The sequence below is a fragment of the Microbacterium sp. NPDC057741 genome (assembly GCF_042798735.1).
Taxonomy (GTDB): Bacteria; Actinomycetota; Actinomycetes; order Actinomycetales; family Microbacteriaceae; genus Microbacterium.
The window spans coordinates 546,344-561,729 of the sequence record NZ_JBHVJW010000001.1; the positions used below are offsets into that span (position 1 = coordinate 546,344).

The 15,386-nt window shown below is 69.1% G+C and carries 14 protein-coding genes; 4 read left to right on the plus strand and 10 right to left on the minus strand.

Annotated elements, in window-relative coordinates:
* Positions 1–7 precede the first annotated feature (7 nt).
* Complete coding sequence (locus ACFVDO_RS02705; protein WP_378859660.1) at positions 8–487, plus strand: DUF3093 domain-containing protein; 480 nt, start codon at positions 8–10, stop codon at positions 485–487.
* Positions 488–515: 28 nt separating this feature from the next.
* On the opposite strand, the gene ACFVDO_RS02710 is transcribed toward ACFVDO_RS02705, so the two are convergent.
* Positions 516–809: a DUF4193 domain-containing protein gene (locus ACFVDO_RS02710; protein WP_378859659.1), complete on the minus strand. Its 294-nt coding sequence runs from the start codon at positions 807–809 to the stop codon at positions 516–518.
* A 197-nt stretch (positions 810–1,006) separates the two neighbouring features.
* On the opposite strand from ACFVDO_RS02710, the gene sepH reads away from it, so the two are divergent.
* Positions 1,007–2,038, plus strand: coding sequence for a septation protein SepH (gene sepH / locus ACFVDO_RS02715; protein WP_378859658.1), 1,032 nt, complete (start codon positions 1,007–1,009; stop codon positions 2,036–2,038).
* On the opposite strand, the gene ACFVDO_RS02720 is transcribed toward sepH, so the two are convergent.
* Positions 2,039–3,166 (minus strand): alkaline phosphatase family protein, encoded by a 1,128-nt coding sequence (locus ACFVDO_RS02720; RefSeq protein WP_378859657.1) that lies wholly within the window; start codon positions 3,164–3,166, stop codon positions 2,039–2,041.
* A gap of 66 nt (positions 3,167–3,232) precedes the next feature.
* On the opposite strand from ACFVDO_RS02720, the gene ACFVDO_RS02725 reads away from it, so the two are divergent.
* Positions 3,233–5,671, plus strand: coding sequence for a DNA topoisomerase (ATP-hydrolyzing) subunit A (locus ACFVDO_RS02725; protein WP_378859656.1), 2,439 nt, complete (start codon positions 3,233–3,235; stop codon positions 5,669–5,671).
* On the opposite strand, the gene ACFVDO_RS02730 is transcribed toward ACFVDO_RS02725, so the two are convergent.
* Genes ACFVDO_RS02730 through ACFVDO_RS02740 form a run of 3 tightly spaced genes read right to left on the minus strand, consistent with a single transcriptional unit; the run spans position 5,668 to position 9,776 of the window.
* Complete coding sequence (locus tag ACFVDO_RS02730) at positions 5,668–6,573, minus strand: arginase family protein (RefSeq protein WP_378859655.1); 906 nt, start codon at positions 6,571–6,573, stop codon at positions 5,668–5,670. The two genes, ACFVDO_RS02725 and ACFVDO_RS02730, sit on opposite strands and share 4 nt — an antisense overlap.
* A gap of 12 nt (positions 6,574–6,585) precedes the next feature.
* Positions 6,586–7,683: a GNAT family N-acetyltransferase gene (locus tag ACFVDO_RS02735; protein ID WP_378859654.1), complete on the minus strand. Its 1,098-nt coding sequence runs from the start codon at positions 7,681–7,683 to the stop codon at positions 6,586–6,588.
* On the minus strand, positions 7,680–9,776 hold the full coding sequence (locus ACFVDO_RS02740) for a type IIA DNA topoisomerase subunit B (protein ID WP_378859653.1): 2,097 nt from the start codon (positions 9,774–9,776) through the stop codon (positions 7,680–7,682). The genes ACFVDO_RS02735 and ACFVDO_RS02740 overlap by 4 nt, the downstream gene beginning before the upstream one ends.
* 173 nt (positions 9,777–9,949) lie before the next feature.
* Between ACFVDO_RS02740 and ACFVDO_RS02745 the strand changes: the two genes are divergently transcribed.
* Complete coding sequence (locus ACFVDO_RS02745) at positions 9,950–10,168, plus strand: hypothetical protein (RefSeq protein ID WP_378859652.1); 219 nt, start codon at positions 9,950–9,952, stop codon at positions 10,166–10,168.
* Between the two features lie 30 nt (positions 10,169–10,198).
* On the opposite strand, the gene ACFVDO_RS02750 is transcribed toward ACFVDO_RS02745, so the two are convergent.
* From ACFVDO_RS02750 to ACFVDO_RS02770, 5 genes are read right to left on the minus strand one after another with little or no spacing between them, the layout of a single operon-like run.
* Positions 10,199–11,230, minus strand: coding sequence for an alanine racemase (locus tag ACFVDO_RS02750; RefSeq protein WP_378859651.1), 1,032 nt, complete (start codon positions 11,228–11,230; stop codon positions 10,199–10,201).
* A complete protein-coding gene (locus ACFVDO_RS02755; protein WP_378859650.1) occupies positions 11,227–11,919 on the minus strand; it encodes an alanine racemase C-terminal domain-containing protein in 693 nt (230 codons plus the stop codon). Before ACFVDO_RS02755 ends, ACFVDO_RS02750 begins: the two co-directional genes overlap by 4 nt.
* 13 nt (positions 11,920–11,932) lie before the next feature.
* On the minus strand, positions 11,933–12,688 hold the full coding sequence (locus ACFVDO_RS02760) for a type 1 glutamine amidotransferase (RefSeq protein ID WP_378859649.1): 756 nt from the start codon (positions 12,686–12,688) through the stop codon (positions 11,933–11,935).
* Positions 12,685–13,998: a MurT ligase domain-containing protein gene (locus ACFVDO_RS02765; protein ID WP_378859648.1), complete on the minus strand. Its 1,314-nt coding sequence runs from the start codon at positions 13,996–13,998 to the stop codon at positions 12,685–12,687. Before ACFVDO_RS02765 ends, ACFVDO_RS02760 begins: the two co-directional genes overlap by 4 nt.
* On the minus strand, positions 13,998–15,269 hold the full coding sequence (locus ACFVDO_RS02770; protein WP_378859647.1) for an RNA polymerase sigma factor: 1,272 nt from the start codon (positions 15,267–15,269) through the stop codon (positions 13,998–14,000). Before ACFVDO_RS02770 ends, ACFVDO_RS02765 begins: the two co-directional genes overlap by 1 nt.
* Positions 15,270–15,386: the final 117 nt, after the last annotated feature.

Below are 15,386 nucleotides of genomic sequence, written 5' to 3' on the forward strand. Positions count from 1 at the left end.
AATGCAGATGAACACCCCCGCTACACGTCCCCGCTATCGGGAGCGCCTGACGCCGAGCCTGTGGATGCTGATCACGATCGCACTGGCCGGCCCGATGGTCGCACTGGTGTTCGTGCCGATCGGCGCGACGCTCGCACTCGTGCTCGGCGGCGGCGTCTCGCTGCTGCTCGTGACCGCCAGCATCCTGCTCTCCCCCGTCGTCGAGGTCGACGGCCGTGTGCTGCGCGCGGGGCGCGCACACATCGATGCGCACTGGCTGGCGGATGCAGAACAGCGCACCGGCGAGGACGCGCGCCGCGCCCGGGGCCCGGAGCTGCCCCGCGACGGGTGGCACCTGCTGCGCGGCGGCATCGACGGCGTGGTCGTCGTCACGCTCTCCGATCCGGACGACCCGCACCGCACCTGGACGATCTCATCCCGGACGCCGGACCGTCTCGCCGCCGCCATCGGCGCAGCCCACCGGGAAACAGAACGCGCCCCGATCTGACGATCGGGGCGCGAAGGGCGTGCTGCCGTCAGGCGGCGCATTCCTTGCAGATGGGGCCCTCGGGGCCCTCGTGGTCGAGCTGCGAGCGATGCTTCACCAGGAAGCAGCTCATGCAGGTGAACTCGTCCTGCTGAGCGGGGAGCACGACGACGTCGAGCTCGACATCAGACAGGTCCGCACCGGGAAGCTCGAACCCGGTGGGGTTGTCCGAGTCCTCGTCGTTGCTGGAGCCGGCACGATTGTCCGGCACGCGCTCCTTCAGGGCTTCGATCGACTCGGAGTCGTCTTCGCTCTTGCGGGGCGCGTCGTAGTCGGTTGCCATGCGGGAAATCTCAACTTTCACAATGATGTGTGGGGTCACCGTCGGGTGTGCGGCGGCCATAGTTTGCACGACCTCGGATGATTTCGCAAATATCCGGGGACGCGACCGGGAAAACTCACGGCGCGCCCACGGTATTCCCAGGGCCTATGCGTGCGCCGTGACACCATGAACGCACACCCATCCTGAGGGGCATTCGCATGGAAAACGTCACCATCGTCGGCGCCGAGTCCGGCGTGCTCGTGCTCGCCACCGAGTCGGGCGAGCGCTTCGCGCTCCCCATCGACGACCTCCTTCATCGCGAGATCCGCCGCGCGTCGAGGGACGCCGACGCGGCGCCCGCACGCCTCGCGGCGAGCCCTCGCGACATCCAGACCCAGATCCGCGCCGGTCTCTCCGCCGCCGAGGTCGCCGAGCTGCTCGGCGTGAGCGTCTCCGACGTGGAGCGCTTCGAGGGGCCGGTGCTCGCCGAGCGCGAGCACATCGTCGGGCAGGCGCTGGCCGTTCCCGTGCTGATCGGCAGCGAGGTCGAGCCCGATGCGCAGCCGACCTTCGGCTCCGCGATCCGCGCGAAGCTCTCGGATGCGCAGGCGAGCGACGAGCGCTGGGCGAGTTGGAAGGAGGAGACCGGGTGGGTCGTCAAGCTCGCCTTCGTCTCCGAGGACGTCGAGCACGATGCGCGGTGGAGCTTCGATCCTCGCCGCAGTCTGCTCTCCCCTCTGAACGCCGACGCCACGCAGCTCTCTCGCCAGGGTTCTCTGCCCGAGGGGCTGATCCCGCGCCTGCGCGCGGTGGAGACCGAGAAGACCTCCCCGTACAAGGACGAGTCCCGCTTCGACTCCGGAGCATTCGGACCGCGCCTGGTGCCGGCCCCCGAGATCACCGACATCGACCTCGAGGACGAGGGCCCCGTACGTGCACCGGCCGCGGTTCAGGACGCCGCGGCGCGTCACGCGCCCGCCGACTCGCAGACGAGCGCGGAGACGGCCGATCTGCTCGAGGCGCTGCGCCGCCGCCGCGGCCAGCGTGAGACCGCTCCCGCACTCGACGAGGGTGAGAGCGAGGATGCGAACGAGACGGGCCCCATCGCCCTGTTCGAATCACTCGAAGAGGAGGAGGCGCCCGCCGTTCCCGTCGAGCAGCCCGAGCCCGATCGCAATGCGCGTCGCGGCCGGCGCGGCGCCATGCCGTCCTGGGACGAGATCGTCTTCGGCGCCCGCACCGACGAGTGATCAGGCGGCGTAGCCGCCGAACCGCAGATACGGCACCTGCCACTCCTCCGGAGTGAGCGCGCCGTGCTGGCCGACCATCGTCCGTCCGCGCTGATCCTCGGCTTCACCGTCGTAGAGCGCCCGGTTGCCACGAGCAATCGCGAGCACGTCCCCGATGCGCGCGCGGGCCGCCTCAGAGACCGCAGGACCGAACAGCCCTGCGGAGATCGCCTCGTCCCTGGACAGGACGTCTGCGAGGCCCTCGAGGTCACGACGCCACCGGCTGAGGACGCCCGAGCCACTCCCATCGGGTTCGAGGTAGACGTGCAGCATCCGCGGCTCTCCCCCGATGTGCCGCACGCCGTCGTGCCAGCCATCCGATTCGTCGAGGACCACCTGTCGATGCGCGGGTACGTCGACCATGCCGTGGTCGGCCGTTACCAGCACACCCACGCCTGACGGGACCGCGGGTCGGAGTGCGGCATCGATGTCCTCGAGGGCGGCGACCCACTCTGCGGAGTCCACGCCGTGCTTGTGCCCGGCCTTGTCGGCCTCGGGCAGGTAGCAGTACACCAGCGACCCGGGGTTGCTCTCGGCGAGCCCCCACGCGGCCTGCACGCGCTCAGCGGCCGTCTTCGCCGGCACGAACGTCGCGCCGCGCAGCGTCGCCTGCGTGAAGCCGCTGTGCGCGTAGGCGGCGATGCCGACGGCGAAGGTGGGACGACCGTCCGTCGCGGCGCGCTCGAAGATCGTCTGCTGCGACTGCCAGGTCAGGGGGTCGATCCCCGCGCCCTCCCATTCGGAGAGCTGGTTCACGAGCACGTCACGATGGGGATCGCGCACACGGTAGCCGACCAGGCCGTGCGCACCGGGCATCTCGCCGGTGAGCAGCGTCGTCAATGCCGCAGCGGTCGTCGTGGGGAACACGGATGCCGCGGCATCCTTCTTGCCCATCCCGGCGGTGAGCGTGCGCGCATGCCCGGCGTGCGCGCGCAGCGGGAGCGCCCCGAGACCATCGACCACCACGAGCACGGCCGATGTCACAGGACGCAGCGCCTGGGACTCTCCGCGCAATGAGGCGAGCAGGTCGGGCGCCACCCCGGCGATGCTGCGCGACTGCGCGGGTCCGGCCGGTAGCATGAGAGTCATCGTCGCCAGTCTTTCACAGGCGGCGGCGCTGAATTCGTTGCCCAGGAAGTCACAGCCGAAAACAACATGGCCCGATCCACTCCTCCCGAACCGGTCGACGAGCGCATTCAGGACATCGATCTCTCGCAGGAGATGCAGGGATCGTTCCTGGAGTACGCCTACTCGGTGATCTACTCCCGCGCTCTCCCCGACGCCCGCGACGGCATGAAGCCCGTCCAGCGACGCATCCTCTACCAGATGGCCGAGATGGGCCTCCGCCCGGACCGCGGTCACGTCAAGAGTGCCCGCGTCGTGGGCGAGGTGATGGGAAAGCTGCACCCGCACGGCGACTCGGCGATCTACGACGCCCTCGTGCGCCTCGCCCAGGACTTCGCCCTCCGGGTGCCGCTTGTCGACGGGCACGGCAACTTCGGCTCGCTCGACGACGGCCCCGCCGCGTCGCGATACACCGAGGCCCGCCTTGCGGCATCCGCTCTGGCGATGACCGAGAGCCTCGACGAGGACGTCGTCGACTTCGTGCCGAACTACGACGGGCAGTTCCAGCAGCCGGCCGTGCTGCCGGCGGCGTTCCCGAACCTGCTCGTCAACGGCGCCAGCGGCATCGCCGTCGGCATGGCGACGAACATGGCGCCGCACAACCTCATCGAGGTCGTCGCCGCCGCGACCCACCTGCTCGAGAACCCGGATGCCTCGACAGAGGACCTGATGGAGTTCGTACCCGGTCCGGACTTCCCCTCGGGTGCCATCCTGATGGGGCTGGACGGGGTCAAGGAGGCGTACACGGATGGCCGCGGCGCATTCAAGCTCCGCGCGAAGACGTCGATCGAGTCGCTCGGTCCGCGCAAGACCGGCATCGTCGTCACCGAGCTGCCCTATCAGGTCGGTCCTGAGCGAGTGATCGCGAAGCTCAAGGATGCCGTGGGCGCGAAGAAGCTCCAGGGCATCAGCGACGTGCAGGATCTGACAGACCGCAAGCACGGTCTGCGCCTCGTCATCACGGTGAAGACCGGCTTCGACCCGGCCGCGGTGCTGGAGCAGCTGTTCCGGCTGACGCCGCTCGAGGACTCGTTCTCGATCAACAACGTCGCCCTGGTCGAGGGACAGCCGCGCACACTCGGGCTCAAGGAGCTGCTGCGCGTCTACCTCGCGCACCGTATCGAGGTCGTCACCCGGCGCAGCCAGTACCGCCTGGCCAGGCGCAACGAGCGCCTGCATCTCGTGCGAGGTCTGCTGCTGGCGATCCTGGACATCGACGAGGTCATCCAGGTCATCCGCTCGTCCGACGACTCCGAGACCGCGCGCACCCGCCTGCAGCAGGTCTTCGAGCTCGACGAGGTCCAGGCCGAGTACATCCTCGAGCTGCGGCTGCGCCGCCTGACCAAGTTCTCCCGTCTCGAGCTCGAGACCGAGCGGGACAAGCTGCTGGCCGAGATCGCCGAGCTGGAGACACTGCTCGGCGACCCCGCGCTGCTGCGCGCGCAGGTCGCTGCTGAGCTGGATGCCGTGGCCGAGACCTTCGGCACGCCTCGGCGGACGCTGCTGCTGAACGCCGCACCGCCGAAGCAGCGCCAGACCAAGTCGGCCGCAGAGCTGCAGATCGCGGACACCCCGACGACGCTGCTGCTGTCGACGACGGGCCGTGCAGTGCGCGTCGACCTTGAGCCGGGGACTGCGATCGCGACCCCCGCACGTCGCAGCAAGCACGACGGGATCGTGGCGCGGCTGGAGACCACGACGCGCAGCGAGATCGGCGCCGTCACCAGCAGGGGGCGGGTCGTCCGCTTCACACCGGTGGACATCCCGGCGGTGCCCGCGACGTCAGTCGGTCTGGGAGCGGGCGTGCGCATCGCCGACTATCTCGGCATCACCGATCGGTCCGAGCGCGTGCTCGCGCTGATCCGCTTCGACGACGAGACGCCACTCGCACTCGGCACGAAGGACGGAGTGGTCAAGCGCGTCGTCCCTTCGGCGATTCCCGTCCGGCCCGAGATCGAGATCATCGGCCTCAAACCGAAGGATGTCGTGGTGGGTGCCGCGCCCGCGACGGATGACACCGAGCTGGTCTTCGTGACCTCCGACGCGCAGCTGCTGCACTTCGCCGCCTCGAACGTGCGCCCGCAGGGTGCCCCGGCAGGCGGCATGGCCGGGATCAAGCTCGGCGGCGGTGCCGAGGTGATCTCGTTCACCGTGGTGTCCTCACCCGAGGACGCCGTGGTGATCACGATCTCCGGCGCCGATTCCGTCCTGGCCGGAACCGACAACGGCCGGGCGAAGGTCTCGCAGTTCTCGGAGTTCCCCGGAAAGGGGCGCGCGACCGGCGGGGTCCGCGCGCACGCGTTTCTGAAGGGTGAGGATCGCCTGCGCCTGGCCTGGGTCGGCGCGGAGCCCCGCGCTCTCGGTGCCGACGGGGCCGCGCGTCAGCTCCCGGAATCCGGGGCGAAGCGCGACGGATCCGGGCAGCCCCTCGACGCCGTGATCGCCTCGGTGGGGACGGCGATCGGCTAGTCGTCGAGCTCGGTGCCGAGCTGTCCCAACCCCTCTGCGATCAGGTCCGCGAGCAGCTGCGCGTGCATCCCCTCTGGATCGAGGTCCGGGTCGAAGCACGTGATCGAGGCGCCCCATGCACGCGGCGCGAGCGCCAGGAGCAGGGTGCGCAACTCCTCCGGTGAGAGGCCGCCGGTGCTCGGGCTGTCGACAGCAGGCATGTACTCGAGGTCGAGGATGTCCGCGTCCACATGCAGCCAGAACCCGCGCTCCAGTCCCGCGGTGCCCAGGAGCCGTGCGATCCCCGCGGCCGCACCGTTGCGGAGCACCTCGGCCGCGGGGATCGTGACCTCGATCGTGTCGCTTACCTCTCGCACGTGGTCGTCGTCCTCCCGGCATCCGAGGTGGGCGGTGCGCCAGGGATCGAAATACGGGCCGCGTCCGTCGATGTCCGCGATCTCCGGAGCGTGCAGGCCGATCGCGGCGGCGAGGTCCTCACCCGCGACCGCGCCGCACGCGGGGTCGTTGCCCGGATGCCGGAAGTCGGTGTGCCCGTCCAGGTGGATCAGCCCTCCTCCTCCGAGCGTGCGCGAGGCAAGACCCGCTCCGAGGAGGATGCTGCAGTCGCCGCCGAGCACGATCGGGACCCGCTGCTCGGCACGCACCGAGACCAGCCGCTGCGCGAGCCGTCTCGAGTGGGCGATCATCGCCTGAAGGTTACGAGGCGATCCCGGCGCCCTGTTCTCATCCTCGACGTAGCGACCGGACAGGACGACTCCCGCGTCCACGGCACCGTCCCGCTGCATGCGCTCATGCAGTCCGGCTTCGCGCAATGCCTCCGGTGCCTTCGAGGCGCCGGGCACCGCGCCACGTTCCGGTGGTCGGAGTCCGAGGTTGGACGGCGCCGAGACGAGTGCGATCATCGCCTCAGTCTGTCAGGCGGAACCGCGCCTGCCAGGGCGTTTCGCTGCGCCACGCGACGTCATGCCCTCGGATCCGTCCTTCGGGTCAGTTCCCCGGAGACGGCTCCCCAGGATGTCGATCGCCGGTCCTTCTGCGATTCGCAGTCCGCGAGCGATCTCCTCCCAGCCCTGTGACGCATAGAACCGTCGCGCGCCGTGCGCCGCGGCGTAGCATCCGAGCACCGCGGTCTCGTGGGGCAGCCCTGTGAGCACCGCTGCCATGAGCAGGCCTGCAAGACCCGAGCGACGATGCTCGGGCTCCACGGCGAGCTCCTCCACCGAGAAGCACTCCTCGCCGAGCCACATGCCACGAGCCCCGGGCTCGAGCGCACCGGCGATGCGGTCGCGCCACCAATCGCCATCCGCGATCCCGGCGCCCATCACCAGTCCGACGACCCTCGCGCCCTCGACGGCGAGGACCAGCCGGAAATCCGGTTTGAGAACCGAGTTCCGATTCACGCGCTCTACGAAGGAGAGTCGGCTCTGCTCGATGTCGTCGCCATACGGCGGTTCGGCGAACACACGCCCGTAGAGATCCGCAGCCTGTCGGAGAGCTTCCGCGTCACCCTCCCAGGCCGCGATCCGGACGCCGGTGGGCGCCGTGTCAGGCCCGACACCGGTTGGTTCCCGCCGCATCCACACATCGATGCCGTCGTCCTCCTCGACGACGAAGCCGTGACGGGCATAGAGCCGCTGGGCGGGTGAGCCGACCAGCACCTGCAGACGAAGCGGCGCGGTCGTCTCGGCCAGCACCGTCGCCAGCACCGCCGTGCCGAGCCCGCGGCCCTGATGCTCGTCGTCGAGATAGAACATCTCGAGCCAGACATCCTCACCCTCTGGACGCAGTGTGATCGTGCCCGCCGTCACGTCGCCGACGAGGATCATTCGGGTATGGGCCGGCGAGAAGTGCTCGACGACGCGCGCCCGTGACTTCTCCGGATCCCAGCCGAGCAGCCGCTCGAGATCGGCGCGCAGGACTCGGGCCTTGAGTGCGACGACCTCCTCGAGATCGTCCGCAGTCGCCGGCCGCAGCCGCAACTCGCTCAGCACCGGCGCGACGACCTCGCTCACGCGTCGATCGACTCGCGGCTCAGCCTGTCGCTCGAGCTCATGATGAACTCGCGACGCGGCGCGACGTCGTTGCCCATCAGCAGCTCGAAGGTGCGCACCGCGGCATCCGCAGCCTCCGCGTCCTCGACGGTGACGCGGCGCAGCAGCCTGCCTGACTTCTCCATCGTCGTGTTCGCGAGCTGATCGGCGTCCATCTCACCGAGACCCTTGTAGCGCTGGATCGGGTCCTGCCAGCGCTTGCCGGACTTCTGCAGCTTGGCGAGCAGCGTGTGCAGCTCGGCCTCGGAGTAGGTGTAGATCGTCTCGTTCGGCTTCGAGCCGGGGTTCATCACGATGACCCGGTGCAGCGGTGGCACCGCCGAGAACACGCGGCCCGCCTCGACGAGCGGACGCATGTAGCGGAAGAACAGAGTCAGCAGCAGGGTACGGATGTGTGCGCCGTCGACGTCGGCGTCGCTCATCAGGATGACCTTGCCGTATCGCGCCTGGCTGAGGTCGAAGGTGCGGCCGGATCCGGCGCCGATGGTCGTGATGATCGCCGCGCACTCGGCGTTGCCGAGCATGTCGCTGACCGACGCCTTCTGCACGTTGAGGATCTTGCCGCGGATCGGCAGCAGCGCCTGGAACTCGCTGTTTCGCGCGTGGCGGGCAGTGCCGAGTGCAGAGTCGCCCTCGACGATGAAGAGCTCCGATTGCGTGACGTCGCTGGATCGGCAGTCCACCAGCTTCGCAGGCAGGGACGACGATTCCAGCGCGCTCTTGCGACGCTGCGTCTCTTTGTGCGCACGCGCCGACACACGGGCCTTCATCTCGGCGACGACCTTGTCCAGCAGCTGGGCGGCCTGGCTCTTGTCGTCGCGCTTGGTGGAGCTGAACCGTGCGGCGAGCTCCTTGCGGACCACCTGGGACACGATCGAGCGCACGGCCGGCGTGCCCAGCACCTCCTTGGTCTGCCCCTCGAACTGCGGCTCGGGCAGGTTCACGGTGAGCACCGCGGTGAGCCCGGCCAGCACGTCGTCCTTCTCGAGCTTGTCGTTGCCGGCTTTCAGCCGACGCGCGTTCTGCTCGACCTGGCCGCGGAGCGACTTCAGAAGCTCCTGCTCGAAGCCCTGCTGATGGGTGCCGCCCTTGGGCGTGGCGATGATGTTCACGAATGACCGCGTTGTCGTGTCGTAGCCGGTGCCCCAGCGCAGCGCGATGTCGACGGCGCACACACGCTCGACCTCGGTCGCGACCATGTGTCCATCGGCCTGCAGCACAGGCACGGTCTCCTTGAACGTGCCCTCGCCCTGGATGCGCCAGGTGTCGGTGACCGGTGCGTCGGCGGCGAGGTACTCGACGAACTCCGAGATGCCCCCCTCGTAGTGGTAGGACGTCTCGTTCATCTCGTCGGCGCGATCATCGCGGACGACCAGTTCGAGCCCGGGGATCAGGAACGCGGTCTGGCGCGCCCGGTTCTCCAGCTCTCCGAGCTGGAATGCCGCGTCCTTCGTGAAGACCTGACGATCCGCCCAGTAGCGGATGCGGGTGCCGGTGGCGCCCTTCGGCGCCTTGCCGACCACGCGCAGCTCGCTCTTCTCCTGGAAAGGCGTGAACGGGGCGTCGGGGCGCTTCTCGCCGCCGGCGTCGTCGAAGAGACCGGGCTCGCCACGGTGGAAGGACATCGCGTAGGTCTTGCCGCCGCGGTCGACCTCGACGTCGAGGCGCTCGGAGAGCGCGTTGACGACGGAGGCGCCGACACCGTGCAGACCACCGGATGCCGCGTACGAGCCGCCGCCGAACTTGCCACCGGCGTGCAGCTTGGTGAAGACGACCTCGACGCCGGTCAGGCCGGTGCGCGGTTCGACGTCGACAGGGATGCCGCGACCGCGGTCATGCACCTCGACGCTACCGTCGGAGTGCAGGAAGATGTCGATCTTCGTGCCGTTACCGGCCACTGCCTCGTCCACCGCGTTGTCGATGATCTCCCAAAGGCAGTGCATCAGACCCGGCGAGCCGTTCGACCCGATGTACATGCCGGGGCGCTTGCGCACCGCTTCGAGCCCTTCGAGGACCTGCAGATGATGGGCGGAGTACTCGGCGGTCACAGTCATCAATTCTATTCGCCGATCCGTCCGGGACTCCGCCGACACTCCCCCATCGCCACGCGCGGTAACGGTTCAGTACGCGCAGAGCGAAACACGCCGTCCCGCGGGCATTGCTCACAGGACGGCGTGGTTGTATTGAGCACGATCACACAGACGTCCGAGCCCGAGGAGGAACCGAGATGAACGCTACGACCGAACGTGACCCGTCCACCGTCGAGTACCGCCTGACGGCCGCCGACCGGTGCGACTCCTGCGGTGCGCAGGCGTACATCGCCGCAGAGGTGAACGGCTCGGAGCTGCTGTTCTGCGCTCACCACGGGCGCAAGTACGAAGAGAAGCTGCGCGCCGTCGCCACAAGCTGGCACGACGAGACCGCGCGTCTCGCCGACGCGGTCTGATCGACCTGCGGTCTGACCGGCTGTCGGTGGTCAGGGCAGCTCGACGCGTCTGACGCGCGGCGTCAGACGCAGCAGGATCTCCTCACCCACGGTGTCGATCCGCTCCGCCAGTGCCGTGGCGTCCTGATCGCCCTGCGCCCCTCGGCCGAACACGGTGACGACGTCGCCGACGGAGGCACCGGGCCAGGCGTCGACGATGCTCGTCATCGCACCGACTTCACGCAGCACGCGTGCACCCGCCGGTGTGCCCACCTCGGCACCCGAGAGAGCCGAGGGCAGGCCGTCGAACGATCCGATGCCGATCTCGACACCGTCCTCGCGCACCGACAGCACCGGCGCGCGCAGCTCGGCCACCGGCTCGACGCCGGGTATCCGCGGCCCGTCTGCCGAGCGGATGCCGTAGCAGAACGCTCCGATGCGGCTCAGTGAGCCCCGCAGGTCCGAGCGCCACCAGGATGCCGCGGAGGCTGTGAGGTGCAGCACCTCTGGTGCTCCCCCGGCGTCACGGAGGGATCGCACCGCGGCTCGGAACTCCGCGGCCGCGTCGTCGTCCTCGGTGTCGCTGGCCTCGGCGAGATGACTCCACACGCCGACCACTGCAAGGATGCCGCGCCGCTCGGCAGCGCGGGCCTCGGCGACGAAGTCGACCCAGTCCTCGGGCCGCACGCCGTTGCGATGCAGGCCGGTGTCGATCTTGAGGTGCACGCGCGCGGCGGTGTGCAGGCGGTCGGCCTGTGCGATCACGCGGCGCAGGTATGGCAGGGTGCCGACGCCGAGGTCGATGCGCGCCTCGATCGCCGCGGCCACCTCGGCATCCGTCGACGTCGCCCAGGCGTAGACACGGGCGTCGTCGCGGCGCGCGCGGATGCGCAGCGCGGACTCGATGTCGTACGACCCGAACCAGGCGACATCCGCGGCGCCGTCCACGGTCCACTCCACTCCGTGACCGTAGGCGTCGTCCTTCATCACGAGCATGAACTCGCTCGGAGCGATCTGTGCACGCACCGCGGCGATGTTGCTCTGCAGCACCGCTCGCGAGACCTCCAGCACCGGCACGCTCATACTCGCCACTCCCGCCTTGAACTCATGCCCGCCACAACGACGAGTTCTCCGACGGTGAGGCCGGTGATCCGCGCCCAGTCCGCCAGAGTCTCCCGGGCGGGGCCGGTGCCGCCGAAGTAGGTCACTTCCGTGCCCTCCGCGGCGCCTGCGCCCTGCAGGTCGACGACGCAGACGTCCATCGCGACTCGTCCGATGATCGGACGCAGCACGCCGTCGATCTCGGCGAGGCCGTGGTTCCCCAGAGCGCGCACGATGCCCTGGGCGTAGCCCCCGGTGACCAGAGCGACAGTCGTATCGGAGGTGGCGCGGTGTGTGTATCCGTAGGAGACCGCGTCACCGGGATACAGCTGCTTGGTCGACATCACGGTGCCGATGAGACGCATGACGGGCGCCGTGCCGCCGCCAGGCAGGCCGTAGAGCAGGTGCGGGTCGATGTCAGGCGTGCCGGCGGTCACTGCATCGATGCCCGCGCTGCGAAGGCCCCGCGCGGTCTCCTCGTCATCGACGAGGACCTGCGGGATGCCGGCGCCGACGACCGTGCGCGCGACCTCGATCACGCCGTGGCCCCAGGCATCCCTGCGCAGGTCCGCGCGGGTGCCGCCCGCGTCCCCCGCCGCCTGAGCTGCGGTCGACAGCGCGGCTCGGGAGAGGACGGCACGCGGCAGCGCACTGTTCGTGGCGGAACTCACCGGATGCACTCCGTCACACCTTGATGGTCTTGAAGCCCTTGTCGCGGGTCGGGCGCATCAGGATCTTGGTGCGCGCGGCCTCGGCGTACTCGTCGAGATGGCTGTGCGTCGCAGAGGCGAGCGTCAGCCCCCGTCGCGCGGCGGCCGCATCCACGAGCACGTCCGTCAGTGCCGGGTTCAGCGGCAGCACCGGGCCCTGCACGTTGCTCGCGAAGGCATTGCCCGCGCGCACGAACTCGCCGCGGCCCTCTTCTCGCGCGTAACTGCCCTGACCGTCGCGGACCGCGCCGTAAGCGGCATCCGCATCGGCCAGAGTCCACTCCGAGGCGTGATCCTCGAAGCCGACCACAGGGCCGTCCGGGGTGTCGACGATGATGTAGCCGACGCGGCGATCGCTGACGCGCGCGACACTGTACGGCAGCACGCCGATCCCTGCGAGCTTCTCACCGTCGGGAGCATCCAGGCCCTCTCCGAGCAGCTCCGCGGAACCTCCGACCGAGAACAGGACGCCACCGTCGGCGACGTACGCCGCGATGCGCTCCTTCCGGGCGATCAGATCGGCGTGCACCCCGCGCAGTGCGGACAGCGGGCCGTTGCCGATCACGAGCACGTCGATCTCAGTGGGAAGCTCCTCGCCGGGGGCGACGAGCACGGTGGTGGTCTCCACGCCGCGAGCGGCGAAGCGCCGCTCGATCGCGCGGACGTTGCCGCGGTCGCCGGTGACACCGAGCTCGACCGGGTACAGCTGGGCGATGGTGACCTGCGTCATCGGCGCGTCTCCTGCTCTTCGCGGCCGAGGATGCGACGGCCAGTCATCATGAGCTCGTAGTTGACGAACCAGATCTGACGGCCCGCCGTGGTCTCGGGGAACGAGCGCATGAGCTCCACGGCCTTCTCCATGTCAGGCTCGACCGTGCCGATCTCCACGCCCGCATAGGCGAGCGCGAGAGCGAGCTGGTGGGCCTTCTCGCCGGTGACCACATCGACCCGCGGCAGCGGGGCGAAGTCCACGTCGTACAGCCACGAGACGTCGGGAGTGCCGTCGTCGATCGCGATGAGCGCACGCTCGGGAGTGCCGTCGAGGGCGTCCAGGTTCATCTGCAGACTGGGCGCGTTCTTGAACATGACGAACTCGACCTGCTCGCCGTCGGGCTTCCCGCGCAGCGGGATGACCTCTCCGCGGCCGTAAGCGGGCGCCATCGTCGCGAACCCTGCGGCCGCGCGACCTGCATCGAACTCGTCGCCCAGCACGCGGGCGGCGACCGTCAGCGCCGCCGCAGCGTCGGCCGCGTAGTGCAGACCTCGCGCGGGCAGCGTGATCCGGGCATCCGTGCCGTCGACGTTCACGACGATGTCGCGACCGGACACCTCGCACACCTCGGCGTAAGCCGCTCTCGTGACGGTGCCGGCGGTGCCGCTGCGAGTGTCTGCAGCGTTGGACAGTCCGTGCGCGGATGCCGCGACGATCTCCTCGGAGATGCCGAAGAACGAGACCGGCGCCTTCATGGCGCCCTCGTCGATCTTCGACAGGTACGGGTCGTCGCGGTTGACCACGACATGACCGGAGGCTCGGGTCGAGGCATCCAGCATCATGTCGGCCACGCGTTCGGTCTCGAAGAAGCGGAACAGCTGGTCGACCTGCACGTTCAGCGACAGGATCACCGACGGCGAGAGCCGATCGGCGAGGTCGGCGGCGTAGCCCTCATCGATCTCGAGGACCGCGACGTCCGCCTTGATCCGGCCGGTGAGCGACGCATCGGCCAGCAGCGCACTCGTCACGCCCTGGGGCAGGTTCGCCCCGGTCGGGTTCGTGAAGACCTTCAGACCGTGCGCGCGCAGCACCTCGCTGACCATGTGGGTGGTCGTGGTCTTGCCGTTCGAACCGAGCACGAAGATCACGCCGTAGCGGAACTGGTCGGCGAGCGTCGGCAGCAGGGACGGCGCCATCCGGTTGGTCAGGTACCCCGGGAACGCCGAGCCGCCACCGCGCAGGCGCGTCGCGAAACGCGCGAGCTTGCCCGCCAGAACCGGAACGATGTACCGGGGCCCCGCCGACCGCGCCTGAGGGGCGGCCGCCATCATTCGAGGTAGTCCCGCAGCGACTGCGAACGGCTCGGGTGACGCAGCTTGGCCATCGTCTTCGACTCGATCTGACGGATGCGCTCACGCGTGACGCCGAACGTGTCGCCGATCTGGTCGAGCGTCTTGGGCTGACCGTCGCCGAGACCGAACCGCATGCGGATCACGCCCGCCTCGCGCTCGGAGAGCGAGTCGAGCAGCTGCTCGAGCTGACGCTGCAGCATGGTGAAGCCCACGGCGTCCGCCGGGACGACGGCCTCGGTGTCCTCGATGAGGTCACCGAACTCGCTGTCACCGTCCTCGCCGAGCGGGGTGTGCAGCGAGATCGGCTCGCGGCCGTACTTCTGCACCTCGATGACCTTTTCGGGGGTCATGTCGAGCTCACGGGACAGCTCCTCGGGGGTGGGCTCGCGGCCCAGATCCTGCAGCATCTGGCGCTGCACGCGGGCAAGCTTGTTGATGACCTCGACCATGTGCACCGGGATGCGGATCGTGCGGGCCTGGTCTGCCATGGCACGGGTGATCGCCTGACGGATCCACCAGGTGGCGTAGGTCGAGAACTTGAAGCCCTTGGTGTAGTCGAACTTCTCCACCGCGCGGATGAGGCCGAGGTTGCCCTCCTGGATCAGGTCCAGGAACTGCATGCCACGACCGGTGTAGCGCTTGGCGAGACTGACCACGAGGCGCAGGTTGGCGCCGAGCAGGTGGCTCTTCGCACGCTGACCGTCGCGGGCGACCCACTGCAGGTCGAGACCCAGCTGGCTGGTCTTCTCGGCCGCGGTCATCACCGACAGCTTCTCCTCGGCGAACAGACCCGCCTCGATCCGCATCGCCAGCTCGACCTCTTCGGCCGCGTTCAGCAGCGCGACCTTTCCGATCTGCTTGAGGTAGTCCTTGACCGGGTCGGCGGTGGCGCCGGTGATCTGGGTCGAGTAGACCGGGACGTCGTCCTCGTCGTTCGAGGTGATGACGATGGCGCCCGTGGGCAGCGGCTCTGTGAAGGCCGGCTTCTTGTCGCCCTCGTCGTCGTCCTCGGCGCTGTCGTCGGTGTGGACGTCCTCGGCGGTGTCGTCGCCCTCGTCGTCGTCCTTCTTCTTGGTGCGCTTCGCTGCAGGCTTCTTCGCAGCGGCCTTCTTGGCGGGCGCGGCCTTCTTCGCCGCGGGCTTCGCGGCAGGCTCTGCGGCGTCGACCGCGTCGACCTCAGCGGGCTCGGCCTCGGCAGGGGTCGTCGTCTTGGTCGTCCGGCTCTTCTTGGTCGTGGCTTGAGTCACGTTTCGCCTTTCACGGGGCGGTGCGCACGCCCCGGGAGATTTCGGACACTAGTAAGACCCTTGTCAAGTCCGAACGCGAAAACGACGGTTGACAATGGGTCGAATGTCCATTATCAC

What these genes read in the sequence shown, in the direction of transcription:
- ACFVDO_RS02745 (WP_378859652.1), top strand. Translation starts at nt 9,950, where the DNA reads ATGAACGCTACGACCGAACGTGACCCGTCCACCGTCGAGTACCGCCTG.
- sepH (WP_378859658.1), top strand. Translation starts at nt 1,007, where the DNA reads ATGGAAAACGTCACCATCGTCGGCGCCGAGTCCGGCGTGCTCGTGCTC.
- ACFVDO_RS02765 (WP_378859648.1), bottom strand. Translation starts at nt 13,998, where the DNA reads ATGGCGGCCGCCCCTCAGGCGCGGTCGGCGGGGCCCCGGTACATCGTT.
- ACFVDO_RS02750 (WP_378859651.1), bottom strand. Translation starts at nt 11,230, where the DNA reads ATGAGCGTGCCGGTGCTGGAGGTCTCGCGAGCGGTGCTGCAGAGCAAC.
- ACFVDO_RS02720 (WP_378859657.1), bottom strand. Translation starts at nt 3,166, where the DNA reads ATGACTCTCATGCTACCGGCCGGACCCGCGCAGTCGCGCAGCATCGCC.
- ACFVDO_RS02730 (WP_378859655.1), bottom strand. Translation starts at nt 6,573, where the DNA reads ATGATCGCACTCGTCTCGGCGCCGTCCAACCTCGGACTCCGACCACCG.
- ACFVDO_RS02725 (WP_378859656.1), top strand. Translation starts at nt 3,233, where the DNA reads ATGGCCCGATCCACTCCTCCCGAACCGGTCGACGAGCGCATTCAGGAC.
- ACFVDO_RS02740 (WP_378859653.1), bottom strand. Translation starts at nt 9,776, where the DNA reads ATGACTGTGACCGCCGAGTACTCCGCCCATCATCTGCAGGTCCTCGAA.
- ACFVDO_RS02760 (WP_378859649.1), bottom strand. Translation starts at nt 12,688, where the DNA reads ATGACGCAGGTCACCATCGCCCAGCTGTACCCGGTCGAGCTCGGTGTC.
- ACFVDO_RS02710 (WP_378859659.1), bottom strand. Translation starts at nt 809, where the DNA reads ATGGCAACCGACTACGACGCGCCCCGCAAGAGCGAAGACGACTCCGAG.
- ACFVDO_RS02705 (WP_378859660.1), top strand. Translation starts at nt 8, where the DNA reads ATGAACACCCCCGCTACACGTCCCCGCTATCGGGAGCGCCTGACGCCG.